General features: G+C 63.6%; 14 protein-coding genes and 1 pseudogene. 6 read left to right on the top strand and 9 right to left on the bottom strand.

What is annotated here, in order from left to right; translation table 11 throughout:
* Window positions 1-35: 35 nt before the first annotated feature.
* Together QC826_RS11500 and QC826_RS11495 are read right to left on the bottom strand one after the other, a co-directional pair.
* Window positions 36-1,313, bottom strand: coding sequence for an MFS transporter (locus QC826_RS11500; RefSeq protein ID WP_279765746.1), 1,278 nt, complete (start codon window positions 1,311-1,313; stop codon window positions 36-38).
* A 64-nt stretch (window positions 1,314-1,377) separates the two neighbouring features.
* Entirely contained in the window at window positions 1,378-2,151 is a 774-nt protein-coding gene (locus QC826_RS11495) for a putative hydro-lyase (protein WP_279765745.1), read from the bottom strand.
* A 179-nt stretch (window positions 2,152-2,330) separates the two neighbouring features.
* Between QC826_RS11495 and QC826_RS11490 the strand changes: the two genes are divergently transcribed.
* Window positions 2,331-3,266 (top strand): LysR family transcriptional regulator, encoded by a 936-nt coding sequence (locus QC826_RS11490; protein WP_279765744.1) that lies wholly within the window; start codon window positions 2,331-2,333, stop codon window positions 3,264-3,266.
* 148 nt (window positions 3,267-3,414) lie between these two features.
* Here the strand turns inward: QC826_RS11490 and QC826_RS11485 are convergent.
* Window positions 3,415-4,310: pseudogene (locus QC826_RS11485) on the bottom strand (LysR substrate-binding domain-containing protein).
* Between the two features lie 136 nt (window positions 4,311-4,446).
* On the opposite strand from QC826_RS11485, the gene QC826_RS11480 reads away from it, so the two are divergent.
* The 4 genes from QC826_RS11480 to QC826_RS11465 all read left to right on the top strand — a co-directional run bounded on the left by QC826_RS11480 (window position 4,447) and on the right by QC826_RS11465 (window position 9,378).
* On the top strand, window positions 4,447-5,463 hold the full coding sequence (locus tag QC826_RS11480; protein WP_279765743.1) for a YeiH family protein: 1,017 nt from the start codon (window positions 4,447-4,449) through the stop codon (window positions 5,461-5,463).
* Between the two features lie 51 nt (window positions 5,464-5,514).
* Entirely contained in the window at window positions 5,515-6,060 is a 546-nt protein-coding gene (locus QC826_RS11475; RefSeq protein ID WP_279765741.1) for a hypothetical protein, read from the top strand.
* 396 nt (window positions 6,061-6,456) lie between these two features.
* Entirely contained in the window at window positions 6,457-7,623 is a 1,167-nt protein-coding gene (locus QC826_RS11470) for an FAD-dependent oxidoreductase (protein WP_279765740.1), read from the top strand.
* Window positions 7,624-7,650: 27 nt separating this feature from the next.
* Entirely contained in the window at window positions 7,651-9,378 is a 1,728-nt protein-coding gene (locus tag QC826_RS11465) for an FAD-dependent oxidoreductase (RefSeq protein ID WP_279765739.1), read from the top strand.
* Between the two features lie 173 nt (window positions 9,379-9,551).
* Here QC826_RS11465 and QC826_RS11460 read toward each other — a convergent pair whose 3' ends face one another.
* The 6 genes from QC826_RS11460 to phaC all read right to left on the bottom strand — a co-directional run bounded on the left by QC826_RS11460 (window position 9,552) and on the right by phaC (window position 18,147).
* Window positions 9,552-10,787 carry a heparinase II/III family protein gene (locus QC826_RS11460; protein ID WP_279765738.1) on the bottom strand — a complete coding sequence of 412 codons (1,236 nt, stop codon included), beginning with the start codon at window positions 10,785-10,787 and terminating at the stop codon, window positions 9,552-9,554.
* Between the two features lie 13 nt (window positions 10,788-10,800).
* On the bottom strand, window positions 10,801-12,609 hold the full coding sequence (locus tag QC826_RS11455; RefSeq protein WP_279765737.1) for a hypothetical protein: 1,809 nt from the start codon (window positions 12,607-12,609) through the stop codon (window positions 10,801-10,803).
* 107 nt (window positions 12,610-12,716) lie between these two features.
* Window positions 12,717-13,883 (bottom strand): cystathionine beta-lyase, encoded by a 1,167-nt coding sequence (locus tag QC826_RS11450; protein WP_279765736.1) that lies wholly within the window; start codon window positions 13,881-13,883, stop codon window positions 12,717-12,719.
* Between the two features lie 97 nt (window positions 13,884-13,980).
* Window positions 13,981-15,399, bottom strand: a complete 1,419-nt coding sequence (gene rimO / locus QC826_RS11445; RefSeq protein WP_245774296.1) for a 30S ribosomal protein S12 methylthiotransferase RimO — start codon at window positions 15,397-15,399, stop codon at window positions 13,981-13,983.
* A 179-nt stretch (window positions 15,400-15,578) separates the two neighbouring features.
* The gene (phaR, locus tag QC826_RS11440) at window positions 15,579-16,145 is read right to left on the bottom strand and encodes a polyhydroxyalkanoate synthesis repressor PhaR (RefSeq protein WP_093388763.1); all 567 of its coding nucleotides are present in this window, start codon (window positions 16,143-16,145) and stop codon (window positions 15,579-15,581) included.
* Window positions 16,146-16,398: 253 nt separating this feature from the next.
* Window positions 16,399-18,147 carry a class I poly(R)-hydroxyalkanoic acid synthase gene (gene phaC, locus QC826_RS11435; protein ID WP_279766450.1) on the bottom strand — a complete coding sequence of 583 codons (1,749 nt, stop codon included), beginning with the start codon at window positions 18,145-18,147 and terminating at the stop codon, window positions 16,399-16,401.
* Window positions 18,148-18,237: 90 nt separating this feature from the next.
* On the opposite strand from phaC, the gene QC826_RS11430 reads away from it, so the two are divergent.
* Window positions 18,238-18,489 carry a hypothetical protein gene (locus QC826_RS11430; RefSeq protein ID WP_279765735.1) on the top strand — a complete coding sequence of 84 codons (252 nt, stop codon included), beginning with the start codon at window positions 18,238-18,240 and terminating at the stop codon, window positions 18,487-18,489.
* Window positions 18,490-18,501: the final 12 nt, after the last annotated feature.

The following is an 18,501-nucleotide window of genomic DNA, read 5'->3' as shown; positions in this document are numbered from 1 at the left end:
ACGCCGTAGTGCGATGCGAAGTGTCGATCCGTGGCTCAGGATTCGAGCTGCTTGCCGCGCGTTTCGGGCAAGGTCAGCGCGGCCAGGATCATCACGCCGTAGGCGGTGGCGGCGAAGATGCCGATCGCCTCGCCCAGCGCCATCTTCTGGCTGGCCAGGCCGATCAGCAGCGGGAACAGCGAACCGACGGCGCGGCCCATGTTGTAGCTGAAGCCCTGGCCGGAGCCACGGATGCGGGTCGGGAACAGCTCGGTGAGGAAGGCGCCCATGCCGCTGAACACGCCGGAGACGAAGAAGCCAAGCGGGAAGCCGAGGAACAACATGACGTTGTCGGTCACCGGCAGGCGGGTGTAAGCCAGGGCGATGCACAGCGAGCCGGTGGCGAACAGGATGAAGTTCTTCTTGCGGCCCAAATAGTCGGTGAGGAAGGCGCTGACGATGTAGCCGACATACGAGCCGACGATGACCATCGCCAGGTAGCCGCCGGTGCCCAGCACGGTCAGGTGGCGCTCGGTCTTGAGGAAGGTCGGCAGCCAGGTGGTGATGGCGTAGTAGCCGCCTTGGGCGCCGGTGGTCAGCAGGACGGCGCGCAAGGTGGTGCTGATCATCTTGGGCGAGAAGATTTCGGTGAACTTGGCGCGCTCGGCGCCGGCCTCCTCCTGTTGCTTCTGCTGGGTGACGAAAACTTCCGGCTCGTCGACGAAGCGGCGGATGAAGATGACGAACAAGGCCGGCAAGATCCCCAGCAGGAACAGCGAGCGCCAAGCCCATTCGGCCGGCAGCAGCGAGAACATCAGCGCGTACAGCAGGGCCGACACGCCCCAGCCGATGGCCCAGCCGGCCTGCACCATGCCGACCGCCTTGCCGCGGTCCTTGGCGCGGATCACCTCGCCGATCAGGATGGCGCCGGCGGTCCACTCGCCGCCCATGCCGAAGCCCATCAGGCCGCGTGCCAGCAGCAGTTGGTTGAAGTTCTGCGCCAGGCCGCACAGCACGGTGAAGAAGGCGAACCAGAGGATGGTCAATTGCAGCGTCTTGACGCGGCCGATGCGGTCCGAGAGGATGCCGGCGATCCAGCCGCCGGCCGCCGAGGTCAACAAGGTGACGGTGCCGATCAGGCCGGCGTCGCCCTTGGACAGGCCCCAGGTGGCGATCAGCGTCGGGATGACGAAGCTGAGGAACTGGGTGTCCATGGCGTCGAGCGCGTAGCCGATCTTGCAGCTCCAGAAGGTGCGGCGCTCCTTGCCGGTGAGCGCGTGGAACCAGGAAAAGAAACCGTCGGACTGCACGGTGGGTATGGCGGTGGTGTTCATCTTTGCTCTCCTCGTGTTTTTGTGATTTTGTTTTTATGTGTGGTGAAACGGTGAAACGGATGCGTCAAAAAGCGGCCAACGAGGCGTTGGGAATGTCGGTCACCAGCATGTAGCCGGGCTGGTGGGTGATGACCAGGGGCAGCGCGGCGCCGCGCAGGGCCTCCTGCGGCGTGACGCCACAGGCCCAGAACACGGGCAGCTCGTCGGCGCCCACCGCGACGGCGTCGCCGTAGTCGGGCTGGGCCAGGTCGGCGATGCCGATCAGGGCCGGGTCGCCCAAGTGCACCGGGGCGCCGTGCACGGCCGGGAAGCGGCTGGTGATCTGGATGGCGCGGATGGCGTCGCGCGCCTTCATCGGCCGCATCGAGACCACCATGTTGCCGCCGAAGGGGCCGGCGGCGATGTTCGGGATGTTGCTGCGGTACATGGCGACGTTCTTGCGCTGCTCGACGTGGCGCAGCGCAATGCCGGCGTCCATCAGCATCTGTTCGAAGGAGAAGGAGCAGCCGATGGCGAACACCACCAGGTCGTCGCGCCAGATCTCGTGCAAGGTCAGCGGTTGCGCGCTCAGCTGACCCGCGCGGTAGACGTTGTAGCCCGGCACGTCGCTGCGCAGGTCCATGTCGGCGCCCAGCGCGGCCAGGTTCCACTGGCCCGGTTCGCCGACCGCCAACAAGGGGCAGGCGCGCGGGTTGCGCTGGCAAAAGCGCAGGAAGTCGTCGGCCTGGGCCTGCGGCAGGATCACCAGGTTGGCCTGGGCGTAGGCGCCGCAATAGCCCGAGGTGGGCTGGCGGAACTGGCCGCTGCGGACTTGGTGACGCAATTCAAGTGGTGTCATGGTCGGGCTCGTTGAGAAGGTGGGAACTGTGTTGGCATAAACAAAATGACATGCGATGGAGTAAGAATAGTCGTGAACTTTGCATGCAGCCATCTAGTTTTATTTGCTGTTGTTGTAAAGTTTTTCTTACCGTGAATCGCTAGGCACGGGGCTATGGTTAAGGTATTCTTGCCCCACACATGAATACCCGCTTCCTCGAAACCTTTGTCATCCTGGCCCAGCTGCGCAGCTTTCGCGCCACGGCGCAGGCGCTGCACGCCACGCCGGCGGCCATTTCGCTGCGCATCAAGAGTCTGGAGGAGGAGTTGCAAACCGAGCTGATCGACCGCTCGGCCAAGGAATTCCGCCTCACCGCCAACGCCGAGTACCTGCTCGGCCACGCCAAGGCCGTGGTCGACGCCACGCGCCGCCTGCAAAGCGCCGCCCGCAAGGACAGCGCCATCCGTGGCCGCCTGCGCCTGGGGGTGATCGAATCGGTGGTGCACAGCTGGCTGGCGCAGTACATCCGCGAGATGAACGGCCACTATCCGGAACTGGAGATCGACCTGGCGGTGGACACCAGCAACGCGCTGGAGCGCCGCCTGCGCGCGCGCGAGCTCGACCTGGTGATCCAGGTGGAGGGCATCGACAGCAGCGACATCGTGTCCGAGGCGCTGGCCATCTACCCGCTGCACTGGATCGCCCGCAGAGGCCTGCTGGACACGCGCAAGGAGGGGCTCAACCAGCGCCTGCTGCAACTGCCCATCCTCACCTTCGGCCGCGGCACGGCGCCGCAACGGGCGCTGGAGGAGATCGTCAGCAAGATGGCCAACCTGGCGGCGGTGCCGCTGGAGCAAACGCGCATCACCTGCTCGCCGTCGGTGGCGGCGATCGTCCAGCTGGTCAAGGACGGCTACGGCGTGGCGGCGATTCCCAGCCTGTTCGTCAGCGCCTTCCTCGACAGCGGCGAGTTCATCGAGCTGCCGGTGCATCCCGAGCCGCCGGCCATCATCGTCTCGATGTGCCTGCACGCCAACGCCGAGATGCTGGTGCACGCCGCCGCCAACGCGGCCCGCGCCGCCTGCGCCAGCTATTGCGCCCAGGTCGACGCCCGCTATATCGAGGCTTTGTGCTGAGCGCAGCCCTGTGCTGAGCGGCGCCCTGCGCTGAGTTGGGCACGAGTTGGGCGCTGGGCGGCGGCGCGCAATGGCTGTCGTGGCGGCTGACGGCGAGCGGCTTCGTCTTTAGGCACCCGCGCATGGACGGCGCCTTGCGCAGCCTCAGCTAGGCAATACCCGCGTCCGGCGCGTCCAACATCTGCACGAAGGCCAGCGAGGCCTTGCTCTTGTAGCGCGAAACGTGGCGCAGCAGGTGGAAGGCGCGCGCCGGGAAGCTCACCGCCACCTTGCGCAGCGCCCCCGCCCGCAGCTGCTCGGCGACCACCAGCTCCGACACCACCGTGGCGAACCGCCCGGCCAGCACGGCCGAGCGCACCGCCTCGTTCGACGGCAGCGCCAGCACCACGTCCAGCGCCGCCGGGTCGACGCCGGCCTGGCGCAGCTCGTGCTCGAAGGCGGCGCGGGTGCCCGAGCCGGGCTCGCGCAGTATCCAGCGGCCGCCAAGCAGATCGGCCATGCCGAGCGGCCCGCCCGCCGCCCAGGGATGCTCGGGCGCGACGACGACGATCAAGCTGTCCTCGCCCACCGTGCTGGCGACCAAGGTCGGTTCGTCGACCAGCCCTCCACCAAGCCCAGGTCGGCCGCGCCGTCGACCAGCGCCTGCGCCACCTGCCGCGTGTTGCCGATGGCCAGGCCCAGCTCGATCTGCGGATACTTCTCTCGGAAACGCACCAGCAGCGCCGGCAGCCAGTAGCTGGCGATAGTCTGGCTGGCCTGGATGGTCAACACGCCGCGTTGCAAGCCGCCCAGCTCCTGCAGCGTCAGCTCGGCCGCGCGGGCGCTGGCCAGCGTGGCGCGCGCGCCGGCCAGGAACAGCTGCCCGGCCTCGTTGAGCTCGATGCGCCGGCCGACCCGGTTGAACAGCGGCGTCGCATACCGCTCCTCCAACACACGCAGCGAGGCGCTGACGGCCGACGGCGTCAAGGCCAGCGCGCTGGCCGCCTGCGTCAGGTGCTGCCGCTGGGCGACCTCGACAAAGATCCGTAATTGCTCAAGCGTCATGGCTCATGGCTGGGTTAATCGTTCGATGTAGGTGAATGAATCATCATAAATTGTACGATGGACTTAATGATCTGTCGAACCGACAATCCTCCTTATGCAGTTTTCGTATAAGGTTATGAGGAAAATGAACGCGAATGTGGCAAAGAGAACGACAGAGCTCGTGCCCGGCCTGGCGCTGTGCGCCCTCGTCACCTTGCTCGCCCACGGCGCGGAAAGCCTGGAGGCCCATCTGTTCGGCCGCGCCTGGCTGGAGAGCCTGGTGCTGTCGATTCTGCTCGGCAGCGCGCTGCGCACCTTCGTCCGCCTGCCGGCCAGCGTGGCCGCCGGCGTGCACTTCGGCGCCAAGACGCTGCTGGAGGTGGCCGTGCTGCTGCTGGGCGCCTCGGTCAGCGCCGCCGCGCTGCTGGAAAAGGGGCCGGCGCTGATCGGCGCCATCGCCGCCGTCGTCGTCCTGACCATCGGCTGCAGCTTCGCCATCGGCCGCGCCCTGGGCCTGCCGAGGAAGATGGCCATCCTGATCGCCTGCGGCAACTCGATTTGCGGCAACTCGGCCATCGCCGCCGTCGCCCCGGTGATCGCCGCCGACGGCGAGGACGTCGCCGCCGCCATCGGCTTCACCGCCGTGCTTGGCGTGGTGGTCGTGCTGGTCCTGCCCCTACTGGTGCCGGCGCTGTCGTTCTCGCCGACCCAGTACGGCGTGTTCGCCGGCCTGACCGTGTACGCCGTGCCGCAGGTGTTGGCGGCGACCGGCTCGGTGTCGCTGTTGAGCGTGCACATCGGCACGCTGGTCAAGTTGGTGCGCGTGCTCATGCTGGGGCCGGTGGTGCTGCTGCTGTCGCTATTCGGCCAAAGGCGCGGCGGCGGCGGCGGCGGCGAGCGCCCCGCCCTGGCGCATCTGCTGCCGTGGTTCATCGTCGGCTTCCTGCTGCTGATGGGGCTGCGCTCGGCCGGCCTGCTACCCGAGGCCGTGCTCAAGCCGGCGCAGTGGACCGCCAAGCTGTTGACCATCATGTCGATGGCGGCGCTCGGCCTGGGCGTCGACGCGCGCGCCGTGCTCAAGGCCGGCGGCCGGGTCACGCTGGCGGTGTTGCTGTCGCTGTTGGCGCTGGCGGCGATCAGCCTGGCGGCCATCGAGCTGCTCGGCATCGCCTGAGTTGGCGCAGACAATGTTAAACTGCGCCCCTTACACCGAATTGATGAAGCCATGACGAACAAAAAACAGCCTCCTGCCAAACGCACAGTCGAGGCCACAGCCCCTGTCGGTCGCCCGGAAAACCCCTTCCTGAGCACCGAGTTCTTCCAGCGCATGCGCGACTACACGGAGCGCGACGCCGCCTTCTCGAAGGAGTTGAAGGCGATCGGCGAGCGCGGCGCGAGCAAACTGAGCGGCGACGCGCGCACCGCGCCCTCGCTGGCCATCCTGCGCGGCGTGGTCAAGAAGGGCCTGACGCTGGAGCAAATGTTCGAACGCATCGTGCAGGGCGTCGAGTCCGGCCTGTGGGAACCATGGCTGGCGCCGTACGGCATCGAACTGCGCGGCGTCAACTACACCAAGGGCGAGCCGCGCAACGCCCGCCTGGCGCTGGACATGAGCCTGGCCTGCAAGGCCAACTCGCCCTTCGCCAACGCCGGCGTGCCGAACTGGCGCAGCATCGTGGTGGAGGACTGCATGCAGGTGCAGATCGACAAGCCGACCGAGAAGTCGGGCGCCAAGGTCTACGCCATCTTCACGCTGGACGCCGCCAAGTAATCCATGCCGACGGCGGATCGCGGCCGTTGCGCCGCCCCTCCCCTCCCGCCGCCTCCGCCCCCCCCCCCGGATCGCGCGAATCAATCGCCCTCGGCATATTCAATTCAATATTAATAGTTACGGCCGGCCGCTTATCGAAAATCCAATCGATTTGCTAGCCACCCGTCGTGTCAAGTTATTATTTAAATATCATAACTCGACGTTGGAATCGTCCCACATCCGCCTTATTCCCGCTCGATTTCTGCAATACTAAAACACCGGTGTCGAATCTCGCCTACTCACCGGAAATTTCTGCTTCAGCATTCTCCAACCATCCGTCTTTACTATTAAAAAGGATGCCGTATGCCTGTCGACAAAGGAACTCAGCCAGCGAATAATTTTCAGGAAACATATGACGTGATCGTCATCGGCGGCGGCCCGATGGGACTCGCCACCGCCTACTACAACAGCAAACGCGCCGCCAAGACGCTGGTGCTGGAACAATTCACCTACTTCAACCAGCAGGGCAGTTCGGCCGGCATGTCGCGCCAATTCCGCATCCCCTACCCCGACGAATACATGGTGAAGATGGCCGAGGACGCGCTGCCCTACTGGGCCGAGCTGCAGAGCCACACCGAGGAGCAACTGCTGACCACCGTCGGCACGCTGTGGTTCGGCGATCCGGCGGTGCAATCGACCGAGGGCAATATCGCCGCCGCCGAGCTGGCCATGCAGGCGCTGGACGTGCCCTACACCGAATTGACGGTGGCGCAAATCGAAGCGCAATACCACTTCAAGGACTTGCCGGAGAACTATCGCGGCCTGTTCCAGGCCGACGGCGCCAGCATCGACCTGCACGCCACCCAGCGCACCTTGTACGACTGCAACCTGGCCAGTCCCTATGTGACGATGCTCGACCAGTCGCCGGTGATCGGCATCGAACAGTCCGATCAACTGTTCATGATCACCACCCCGGGCGGCACCTTTGCCGGCAAAAAGCTGGTGATCGTGCCGGGGCCGTACATCAACGACGTCATCAACCTGCTCAAGTTCAAGATCGACGCGACCTACTGGAACATGGCCTCGACCTATTTCAAAAAGAGCGATCCGAACATCCAGTACCCGACCTGGTTTGTCTTCCAGGAACCGGCCGGCGACAGCGGCAACCAGTTCTACGGCTTTCCCGAAGTGGACTGGGACCACCCCGGCTACATCCGCGTCGCGCCGGATTTCGTGATGACGCCGCTGAGCGACCCGAACCAGGCCAGCTTCATCCCCAATCCCCAGGAGATCGCCTACACGGTCGAGTGGGTGCAGCAGCACATGACCGGGCTCGACCCCACGCCGCACTACAAGTCCACCTGCCTGGTGGCGCTGAGCAATATTCCTGGAAAGGAAATGCTGATCGATTTCGCACCGATCTATGTGCCGAACCACAAGAACATCGTCATGTACGCGACCGGCTGGGCGGCCAAGTTCGTGCCCCTGCTGGGACAAATCTTGTCGGAAATGGCGCTCGACGGCAAAAGCAGCTACGACATCTCCCACTTCCAGACCGGCCACCGCTACTTCAAGGCCATGTAAGCCGCTTCCAACAACGACAAGGAGACTATGATGGTTGATAAAAATACAGCACTGAACACCGGCATGCAGGACGGCTTGAAGTTGGACGTGGCCATCGTCGGCGCCGGCATTTCCGGCATCTACTCGGCGTACCGCCTGACCACGGCGGGCGCCAAGACCGGCGCCCAGGTGCAGGTGTTCGACATGAACACGCGCATCGCCGGCCGGCTCGAATCGGTGCGCCTGCCCGGCTTGCCGACGGTGCAGGGCGAACTGGGCGGCATGCGCTACCTGACCTCGCAACAGATCGTCACCACGCTGATCGAAGAGGTGTTCGCCGATCAAATGGAGGCGGTCGACTTCCCGATGGGCGACCCGGCGAAATTGTTTATGTATTTGCGCAAGGACCGTTGCAAACAGAATGCCTGGAGCCAAGCGCAGGCGAATGGCGAGAAACTACTCACCCGTTACTATTTAAATGACGACGATATCGGCTTTAGCGCCGACCAGTTATTCAGCAAGGTGATTTACGACGTACTGGTCGCCGACCCCTGGTTCAACGAGCGTTACAGTGAATTCGTGAATAAAGTCGACGAGTACACCTACACCATCCACCTGACGCTGGAGCAATGGGACCAAATCAAGCCCTATCTGACATATCAATTCGAAGGCTCGCCGTATGACAAGCGCCTGGTCAACGACATCGGCTTTTGGAACTTGCTCAAGGACCAGGTATCGCAGGAGGGCTACACCTTCCTGTCGACCGGCGGCGGCTATTATTCCAATACCATCAACTGGAATGCCGCCGAGGCCTTCCCCTACATGATCGGCGATTTCTCGGCCACAGCGGTCTACAAGACCATCGCCACCGGCTTCGACAGCACGGTGTATGCGATGGCGAACGAGTACATGGCCTACGAGGGCGCCTGCATCTGGACGGAAAACAAGCTGCTGACCTTCAACAAGGAGCATGCGGAATCGGCCACCCACCGCTACGAGCTGGTGTTCCTCAACCTGCGCACGAACCTGCCATGGAAGGTGTACGCCAACAGCCTGGTGCTGGCGATGCCGCGGCGTTCGCTGCAACTGCTGGACCAGAACAACTTCTTCTTCAACATCAACCAGAACACGGAGTTGAACAACAACATCCGCTCGGTCATCATGGAGCCGGCGTTCAAGATCCTGATGGGCTTCGATTCGCCGTGGTGGCGCGAGGAGCTGGGCATCACGGCCGGGCATTCGATCACCGACCTGCCGATGCGCCAGTGCTACTACTTCGGCACCGGCGAGTTCAGCGACCACTCCATGCTGCTCGGCAGCTATGGCGACATGGACACCCAAACGTTCTGGAAGGCGCTGTCGGACGACCCGGTCAAGTTCCGCCCGCGCAAGACGCGGCTGGCCTCGCAGAGCGAGGTCGCCGCCCTCAACGACGTCCAGGCCAGCGACATGATGGTCAAGGAGCTGGTCGACGAGCTGCGCGAGCTGCACGGCGTCGGCGTGCCCATGCCGTATATCACCTGGTTCAAGGACTGGACCGACGACCCGTTCGGCGCCGGCTACCACGCCTGGAAGGCCGGCTACAAGGTGCAGGATGTGATGCCCTACATGCGCAAGCCGGTGGCCACCGAGAACATCCACATCTGCGGCGAAGCCTATTCCGACCAACAGGGTTGGGTCGAAGGCGCCTTCTGCGAAGCCGAGAAGATGCTGGAGTCGTACTTCGGCCTGAGCCGGCCTAGCTGGCTGTCGCCAACTTACTACCTGGGCTGGTAAGCCGCAGGGGGGCCGCGCCGTTTCGATAGCGGGGAGGTTTGACCGCACCGCCATTGCCAATTGATCTATGCGGCCAGCATTGCTGATAGTTGGACCTGCGGGTCAGCGAGGAGCACTTGCGTGCTCCTCGCTTCGGCTCCGCAATACTGGCGAGCGCAAGCCGGGTCGACGACTTACTTTGCCGCGATGTTCAATACCCCGTTCTTGGACGTCATCAGCGCCATGGCATCAGTGGCGCTGGCGGTCCTCATCACCGTCTCTTGAGTAGCCGCGTCATATGTCCTGAGGTACGCAGTCAAGGGAAGGAGCCCGGTCACCAGGATCGAGCCCGTGTACTCCTTCGACGACTTCCAGCGCACCGATGTGGCTGCATCCGGGGTTTTGACGAACACGACAGTCGTAGCGGCATCCACCGCAACCGCCGCCGTATTCGTTGAAGTGCTCTCAAGCAGGACTGCGCTGTTCGACGCAGGGTCCGCTTCAGGCCTCTCCTCTTCCACATGCAACACGTTCAGGAACAACTGCGCGTCGCTCGGCGCCGCTTGCCCTTCGTCGACGGCCGAGAACTCCATGCGCCAGACGCCAACATCGGACAGGTTTTTCTTCGTGACGACCGTCTTCGGGGCATAGTTGTACCAGCTGAAGGCGTTGCCGCCGACGGCCTTGCGCACCATGAAGCGGCAGTCGGAATCGTCCACCGTTTGCTCATCGTTGAGCACGATCTGATCACATTTGGCATCGGCCACGCCACCCGCCAAGACCACGCGTGCGTTTTTCGGCAACAGCGGGTCGATCGTGACCATGCCGCCTTGGTTGCGCACGAGCAACGGCTGATTGTTCGGCGTTGGCTGCAGCCTGACCCGCCCGCCCGCGTTGAGTTCCGCAATCGGCGAGGCGTGGGTCGCCGGTTTTCCAACACTGTGCAGCAGCGATGTCGCCGCAAGCTTGCCGGTGGTGAGAACGCGGTCGAATACCAGGATGGAAGTTTTTCCGCCGGCGGCCGGTGGGCGCAAATACACAACGCTGCGCAGGAAGCCGTTTGTCTGATCCAGCTTTGCCGAGTACGCCTTGCTCGCGTTACCTGTGACAAACGCGTAGCGCCCGCCCTCTTCGAAATGCGTTACGCCGTCCAGCGCATTGCGTTTTCCCGCCTGGATTTCCGCCAAGGTGGGGTAGCGGATCTGGCCAGGCTTGCCCGCGACATCGGGCTTGAACCATTGGCCACCATCGTTGCTCAGCACTTTACCGTCCTGAGTGAATTTTTCAGCCGGATTGAAGACGACGACACTATTATGCGCAATGGTTCGGCGGTAATAGTTGTCCCAGTGCGAAGTGTTGTAGTCGTCGTACACGCCCGAATCGACCAGAAGCGGGGCATGACGGAACACAGAAAAACTGTTCTGGTCCATGTGTTGGTGGTTTTCACTGATGAACGAGGTCGACTTTGAAGTCCAGCAGCGTCGAGTTGGCGAAGTCCCAGCTGTCGCGCATGTAGACGTTGCCGGCAACGTCGAATTTTTTTGCCAGCGGCAGTGTGGACAGGCTGACTTCCTGCGTCCGTTGCCCCGGGAAGTACAGCGTGTCCCGGATCAGTTGTGTAGAGCCCCAAGGGCGCGCCGGCTTGACGTACCGTTCATAGAATGTCGTCCCCACGCCATCGCCACCGGCGGCTGCGGCCAGGCTCATATAGCTGATGGAAGCACCGGAAACACTTATATCGAAATTGTCGCCGGTGGCCGGGAAGGTGCCGTCGCTGCGCATCGCGTAGATGTAGGGCAGGATCACCTTGTACTCGAACTTGCTCGGGGCGATCGTCGTACCGGCCGCCGGCGTCAGCGCCCGTCGCCACATGATGAGGCGTTCGATCGTCTCGCCGGCCGAACCATACGCATGCAACATGTGGTTGCCGCCTTCGGCGCTGATATAGTCCCGTGCCGGGATCAAACCATTGTTCAGGTGGCCGTAGATCGTGTCGATCATCGGCTTCACGTCTTGCCCCTCTGCGAAGCTATCCTCAGCAATTGCGAGCAGGCCCAGCACGGCACCAGTCATCGCACTGGCCTGATGCCCGCTGATGTAGGCACGCGACAGGTCTGGCGTGCCACCGCAGGCAAGCTGAGTGGTCGACGCGGCCAGTCCGGCGCTGCCGCAGATCATCGCGATCAGATCGTCGTTCGGGTGCTCGGCCGGCGCCACGATATCGGCACGAATGGTGTCGCGGATCGTGTTACGGATACTGGCGCGCATCGTGGCAGTCAGATCATCGTAGAACCAATCATAAATTACGCCGAGCGCGGCAACCCGCGCATTCATCGACCACTCGATCCCCACGGTAAGACCAAGGACCGGATACTGGCGGATCGCATTGATCATGTCGACGTACTTCCGAGCCGCAGCCAAGTAGATCGGGTTGCCCGACAGACTGTACGCCAGTCCGAGTTCCTTAGCATTTTCCAAAGTGACATTCCGGCCTGCTGTCGCCGTGTCACATGAGGAACTAGAGTCCTTGGGCGGATGGCTGGTCACCCGGCAGGTACTCAATATCTTGTTGGCTATCCCTAGCGTATAGTTGAGAAAAGCCTTCCGCGCCGCGTTCAACTGGTAATCAATGCGATCACGCCGCCACACAAGGGCGCCGGTGACGTCATCTTTCACACTGACGCCTGTCACAACATCGCCACTGCGGGCAGCAAACTCGTGGTCCTGGTTGCCCGGCTTCCAATCGAAGCTGCCGCCGGGATAGGACAGTTGAGCCACAGCGGCATTGGTGGCCGACATTGTGGCTTTTTTCTGTAGCGTATCGTAGCTGATGGTTACCGTGGCCGCAGTGTCAGGCTTGAGAGTGAGCAGTCCAGTTGCGGCAAGCGATGTGGCGCCAGCCATGATGAAACCCACCTGCAAAACGACGTCACGCCCGCCCGATACCGCGTCTTTCTCATCGTGGTGTCGGACCATGATCGCGTTCGTGGCGTTGGAACCTGTTCCAAACAATACCGCCCACGGCTGGTCGCCTTCCACCTTGGCCGCCCCGGAGATCGTAAACTGGATGGTGCCCCGTTCGGCCGGCAGTGCGCCAGCCTGTGGGAATGCATTCTTGAGTTGGTCGACTTCGGCCTTGGTCGCGTACAGTCGAGGGTGCCCGGTCTGAATAGTCCATGGCGCGGCAAAAGCGGCCGGTAGGCAGGCGAGTCCGACAACGAGGGTGATGCTCTTGAGTAGCGGTAACGGCATTGAAAGGCTCCTGTGTATTGGCCCCACAGCTTACCGTACTTCATTTGCAATGTTTACAATAAAATATCACATTCTCAAATGCGTCCTGTGGCGCGCGCGGCCCGAACCTACATCAGCGCGAAGGCCGCCTCGATGTCGGCGATCAAGTCGGCCACATCCTCCAGGCCGACGTTGAAGCGCACCAAGATCCCCTCCTCCCGCCAGCCCTTGCGCATCTGCGCGATGCGGTAGGGCATGACCAGGCTGTTGGCGCCGCCCCAACTGTAGCCGAGTTTGAACAGCTTCAAGGAATCGACGAAGCGGTCGGTCTGCTCTTCCGTGTAGCGGGCGTCGAACAGCACCGAGAACAGGCCGCCGGCGCCGCTGAAGTCGCGCCGCCAAACGGCGTGGCCGGGACAGTCCTCGAAGGCCGGGTGCAACACCTTGGCGATCTCCGGCCGCGCCTTGAGCCAGGCCGCCAGTTGCCGCGCCGCCCTGTCGTGGGCGTCGAAACGCAGCTTCATGGTCGGCAGGCTGCGCAGCACCAGGTAGGCGTCGTCGGCGCCGACGCCCATGCCCAGACGCATGTGCGCCAGGCTCAGGCGTTCGTGCAGCGCGCGGTCGCGCGTGATCAGCGCGCCCATTAGCACATCCGAGCCGCCCGACTGGTACTTGGTCAGCGCCTGCATGATGATGTCCACGCCCAGCTCGAAGCCGCGCAGCGCCAGCCCGGCCGACCAGGTGTTGTCGAGCGCGACCAACACGCCGCGCGCGTGCGCCGCCGCGCAGATGGCCGGCAAGTCGGGCACCTCCATCGACACCGAACCGGGCGCCTCGGTCCAGATCAGTTTGGTGTTGGGCTGGATCAGCGCGGCGATGCCGGCGCCGACCAGCGGATCGTAGTAGCGCGCGGTGACGCCGAAGTCCTGCGACAACCACTTGCCCAGCTCGCGGTTGGGGTTGTAGACGTTGTCGGGCAGCAGCACGTCGTCGCCCGTCTTGAGCAGCGCGAAGTCGACCATGGCGATGGCGGCCAGGCCGCTGGGCGCCAGCAGGCAGTGCTTGCCGTCCTCGATCTCGGCCAGCCGCGCCTCCAGCGTGAAGGTGGTCGGCGTGCCGTGCAGGCCGTAGGTATAGGCGTTCTTCTCCTTCCAGTCGCCCGAGCGCATGGCCGCGACGTTCTTGAACAGCACCGTGGAGGCGTGGTGGATCGCGCTGGGGAAGGCGGCGAAGCCCTCCGGCGCCCTGTAGTCGGTGTGGATCAGTGCGGTCTGGGCGGATTTTTTGCGGGTCATGGTGTCGGCTGTCGTGTGGCTGCTGCGGGCGTAAAAAAGGGCGGACCGTCGCCGGCCCGCCCTCATTATATGTCGATCCGCGCGGCGGACCGGCGGCTTACGCCACCTGGGCCCACAGGTCGTGGGCGTCGGCGGCGGTGATGGTGACGTCGACGAACTGGCCGACGCTGAGCTTCTTGCCCGGCATCAGCGAGCCCTTGATGTGCACCACGCCATCGATTTCCGGCGCGTCGGCGCTGGAGCGGCCGACGGCGCCACGGGTGGTGACCTCGTCGATCAACACGCGGACGGTCTTGCCGACCTTGGCCTGCAGGCGCTGCTTGGAGATCTCCTCCTGCAGCAGCATGACGCGGCCGCGACGCTCTTCACGCAGTTCCTCGGGCACCGGATTGTCCAGCGCGTTGGCGGTGGCGCCCTCGACCGGCGAGTAGGCGAAGCAACCCAGGCGGTCGATCTGCGCTTCCTTGAGGAAGTCCAGCAGGTACTCGAACTCGGCCTCGGTCTCGCCGGGGAAGCCGGCGATGAAGGTCGAGCGGATGGTCAGGTCCGGGTTCATGGCGCGCCAGGCCTGGATGCGGTCGAGGTTCTTCTCGCCGCTGGCCGGACGCTTCATGCGCTTGAGCACCTCGGGGTGGGCGTGCTGCATCGGAATGTCCAGGTAGGGCAGGATGTGGCCGCCGCTCATCATCGGGATCACCTGGTCGACGTGCGGGTAGGGATAGACGTAGTGCAGGCGGACCCAGGCGCCGTAGGTCTTGGCCAGCTCGCCCAGCGCTTCGGTCAGCTGGGTCATGTGGGTCTTGACCGGGCGGCCGTTCCAGAAGCCGGAGCGGAACTTGACGTCGACGCCGTAGGCCGAGGTGTCCTGCGAGATCACCAGCAGTTCCTTGACGCCGGCCTTGAACAGGTTCTCGGCCTCCATCATCAGCTCGGCGATCGGGCGCGACACCAGGTCGCCGCGCATCGACGGGATGATGCAGAAGCTGCAGCGGTGGTTGCAACCCTCGGAGATCTTCAGGTAGGCGTAGTGCTTCGGCGTCAGCTTGACGCCCTGCGGCGGCAGCAGGTCGAGGAAGGGGGCGTGCGGTTTCGGCAGGTACAGGTGGACCGAGTCCATCACCTCGCCGAGCGCGTGCGGGCCGGTCACGGCCAGCACCTTCGGGTGCACCTTCATGATGATGTCGTCGCCGGCGGCGTCCTTTTTCGCGCCCAGGCAGCCGGTGACGATGACCTTGCCGTTCTCGGCCAGCGCCTCGCCGATGGCGTCGAGCGATTCCTGCACGGCGGCGTCGATGAAGCCGCAGGTGTTGACGATGACCAGGTCGGCGCCGTCGTAGGACTTGGCCGTCTCGTAGCCTTCGGCGCGCAGCTGGGTCAGGATTTGTTCGGAGTCGACCAGCGCCTTGGGGCAGCCGAGCGAGACGAAGCCGACTTTCGGCGCGGAACCGGTGAAGGTGGTGCTGCCGGCTGGCGACGGGGCTGGCGCGGCGGCGGGAATGCGGGAGATCTCGGACATAGTGGGTGCGGGGAAAGAAGATTCAGGCGAATCTGCCATTATAGCGCATGGCGCAATGGGGCAGGATTTCCGTGGGGAATTGGGCGCGGGCGGCAACAAGGCCGCCGGCGGCGCCGAAAACACAGCGGCGGCGCGCGGGAACCTACCCGGGCGCCGCCGCTGCGGTGACGGAAACAGGATCAGGTCTTGTCGGTCGGAACCGGCGGCACGAAGGGGAAGGTGCCGAAGATGTTCTTGCTCTGGCTTTGCATCTGTTCCTGCATCTGCACGAACAGGCTCTTGCTCTGGTCGATGTAGTTGTTCATCATGCCCTGCATCATCGGGCCCTGCACGTTCATGAACTGGGTCCACATTTCCGGGCTGAAGGGCTTGCCTTCGAAGGTGCCGGCCGCGCCGCCGCCGCCGGTGAACTTGCGCTGGATGTCGGTGAAGGCCTGCACGTTCTTCTCCAGGTAGGAGCCCATCATGCCCTGCATGGCGTGGCCGTAGTAGCGGATGATCTGCGCCAGCACGACGCTGGAGAACATCGGCGCGCCGTTGGCCTCCTCCTCCAGGATGATCTGTAACAGGATGCTGCGCGTTAAATCCTCGTTCGACTTGGCGTCGACGACGGTGAACTCTTCGTTGTCGAGCACCAACTGCTTCACGTCCGTCAGCGTGATGTAGGAACTGGTCTGGGTATCGTACAGACGGCGGTTGGGGTATTTCTTAATCAGGCGGTCAGCATTTTTTTTCGCACTACTCATCACAAGTCCACTTATTGCGCCGCAGCGCGTACTCTAACAATTCGAAAAAAAAGCGAACTTCGGTCCGCTTTCCCACAAGCCTACTTCACCTATTATAGAGTGGAAAAAGCAGCATTTGCACATCCACTTATAACTTTTAGGTTTTTATTGCAACGCAACCAAATTTACAACATAACAAGTATGTGACGGCGACGTGACAAACCCCGGACGCAAAAACGGGGCCACAACGTGGCCCCGTGCGGTGTTGCCGTAATTAATCAGCTCTTACTTTGACGTAACGTCCCGGCGCCGCCTCGATGGCCGGATGGCTGGCGCTGCCCAGGCTGCTGCGGGCCTTCACCGACTTGCCGCCGTGCTCGGCGAGGAACTGCGACCACTGCGGCCACCAGCTGCCGGCGTGCTCGGTGGCGCCGGCCATCCAGCTGTCGGCGTCGGGCAGCGCGGCGGCGGCGGCCTTGGCCGCCTTCGACGTTTTACCCTTGGCCGCCGGCTTGGCCGGCGCAGTGACGGCAGCGTCGTTGGTCCAGTAGCTGCGCTTGTTCTTGGCCGGTGAATTGATCACGCCGGCGATGTGGCCGGAGGCGCCCAGCACGAAGCGGTTCAGCTCCGGCCGGTCCTGGTTGAGGATGGCCAGCGAGCCGTAGGCCGACGGCCACGGCACGATATGGTCCTCGCGCGAACCGTAAACGAAGGTCGGCGTGCGGATCGCGCCCAGGTCGAGCGGCGTGCCGGCCACCGTCAGCTTGCCCGGCACCTTCAGGCTGTTCTCCAGATAGGTGTGGCGCAGATACCAGCAGAACATCGGGCCGGGCAGATTGGTGCTGTCCGAGTTCCAGTACAGCAGGTCGAACGGCGGCGGTTCGTTGCCCTTCAGGTAGTTCGACTGCACGTAGTTCCACACCAGGTCGTTCGGCCGCAGGCTGGAGAAGGTGCTGGCCAGGTCGCGGCCCGGCATCAGGCCGCCGTCGCGCAAGGTCTTTTCGCGCAGCGCCACCTGGGTCTCGTCGACGAAAACGTCGAGCACGCCGGTGTCGCTGAAGTCGAGGAAGGTGGTCAGCAGGGTCAGGCTGGAGGCCGGATGCTCGCCGCGCGCGGCCAGCACGGCCAGCGCCGTCGAGATGATGGTGCCGCCGACGCAGAAGCCGAGCATGTTCAGCTGCTCCTGGCCGGAAATCTCCTGCGCCACGCGGATGGCCTGGATGGCGCCCTGCTCCACGTACTGGTCCCAGGTGGTGCCGGCCAGCGACTTGTCCGGATTGCTCCAGGACACCAGGAACACCGTGTTGCCCTGGTCGACGGCGTATTTGACCAGCGAGTTTTCCGGCTGCAAATCGAGGATGTAGAATTTGTTGATGCACGGCGGCACCATCAGCAGCGGCCGCTGGTGCACGTTCGGCGTGCTCGGGCTGTATTGGATCAGCTGGAACAGCGGATGCTCGAACACCACCTGGCCGGGCGTGGTGGCCAGGTTGCGGCCGACCTCGAAGGCGGTCTCGTCGGACAGCGAAATGTGGCCCTTGTTGATGTCGGCCAGCATGTTGGCCATGCCACGGGTCAGGCTCTCGCCCTTGGTCTCGATGAGTTTTTGTTGGGCTTCCGGATTGGTGGCGAGGAAGTTGGCCGGCGACATGGCGTCGACGATTTGCTGCACGGCAAAGCGAATCTTCTGCTTTTGATGGGGCGTCGACTCGACCGAGTCGGCCATGGCGGTGAGAAACTTGGCGTTGAGCAGGTATGATGCCGCATTGAACGACGACAAGAGGTTGCCCTGCCAGGCGGCCGAGCTGAAACGGCGGTCGCCGATGGCCGGCGGCTTGCCGACCAGGAAATCCTGCCACAGGGTGCCGACATCGGCCATGTAGCGGTTCTTCAGCTCCTCGACGACTTCCGGCTGGATGGCGGCGCCGACGTCTTTCAGGACGGCGGCGACCGGATGGCTGTCGGCCTCCGGCACCATTTTTAACCAGGATTGCCACTGGCTGGGGTCGCTCATCTGCGACATCCATGCGTTGGCAATGACTTGAGGATCTGGCACATTCATGTTTGATTCCCTAAAAATAGTTGTATATCTTTACTTCACCAAGGCTGCTGTATGCTGATTGTCGCTATTGCATGGATCTACGTCGTCGGCTTGATCGCCGTGACGCAAGCCAGCGTTTCCGCTGGGATTTTCACCTTCCTACTGTACTGCGTGCTACCGCTGGGCTTCGCCTACTACGTGGCCGGCAGCCGCAAGCGCAAGGCCAAGCGCGACGCCGCCTGGCAGGCCGCCCACCGGGCCCGACTGGCGGCGCAACAGGCCGCCGCGCCAGGGGCACCGGCCGCCGCCCCGCCAGAAGACTAAGCGAGACGGCGC

This window comes from Rugamonas sp. DEMB1 (genome assembly GCF_029834475.1).
Taxonomy (GTDB): Bacteria; Pseudomonadota; Gammaproteobacteria; order Burkholderiales; family Burkholderiaceae_D; genus Rugamonas; species Rugamonas rubra.
This window is presented reverse-complemented; position numbering and strand designations above follow the sequence as displayed.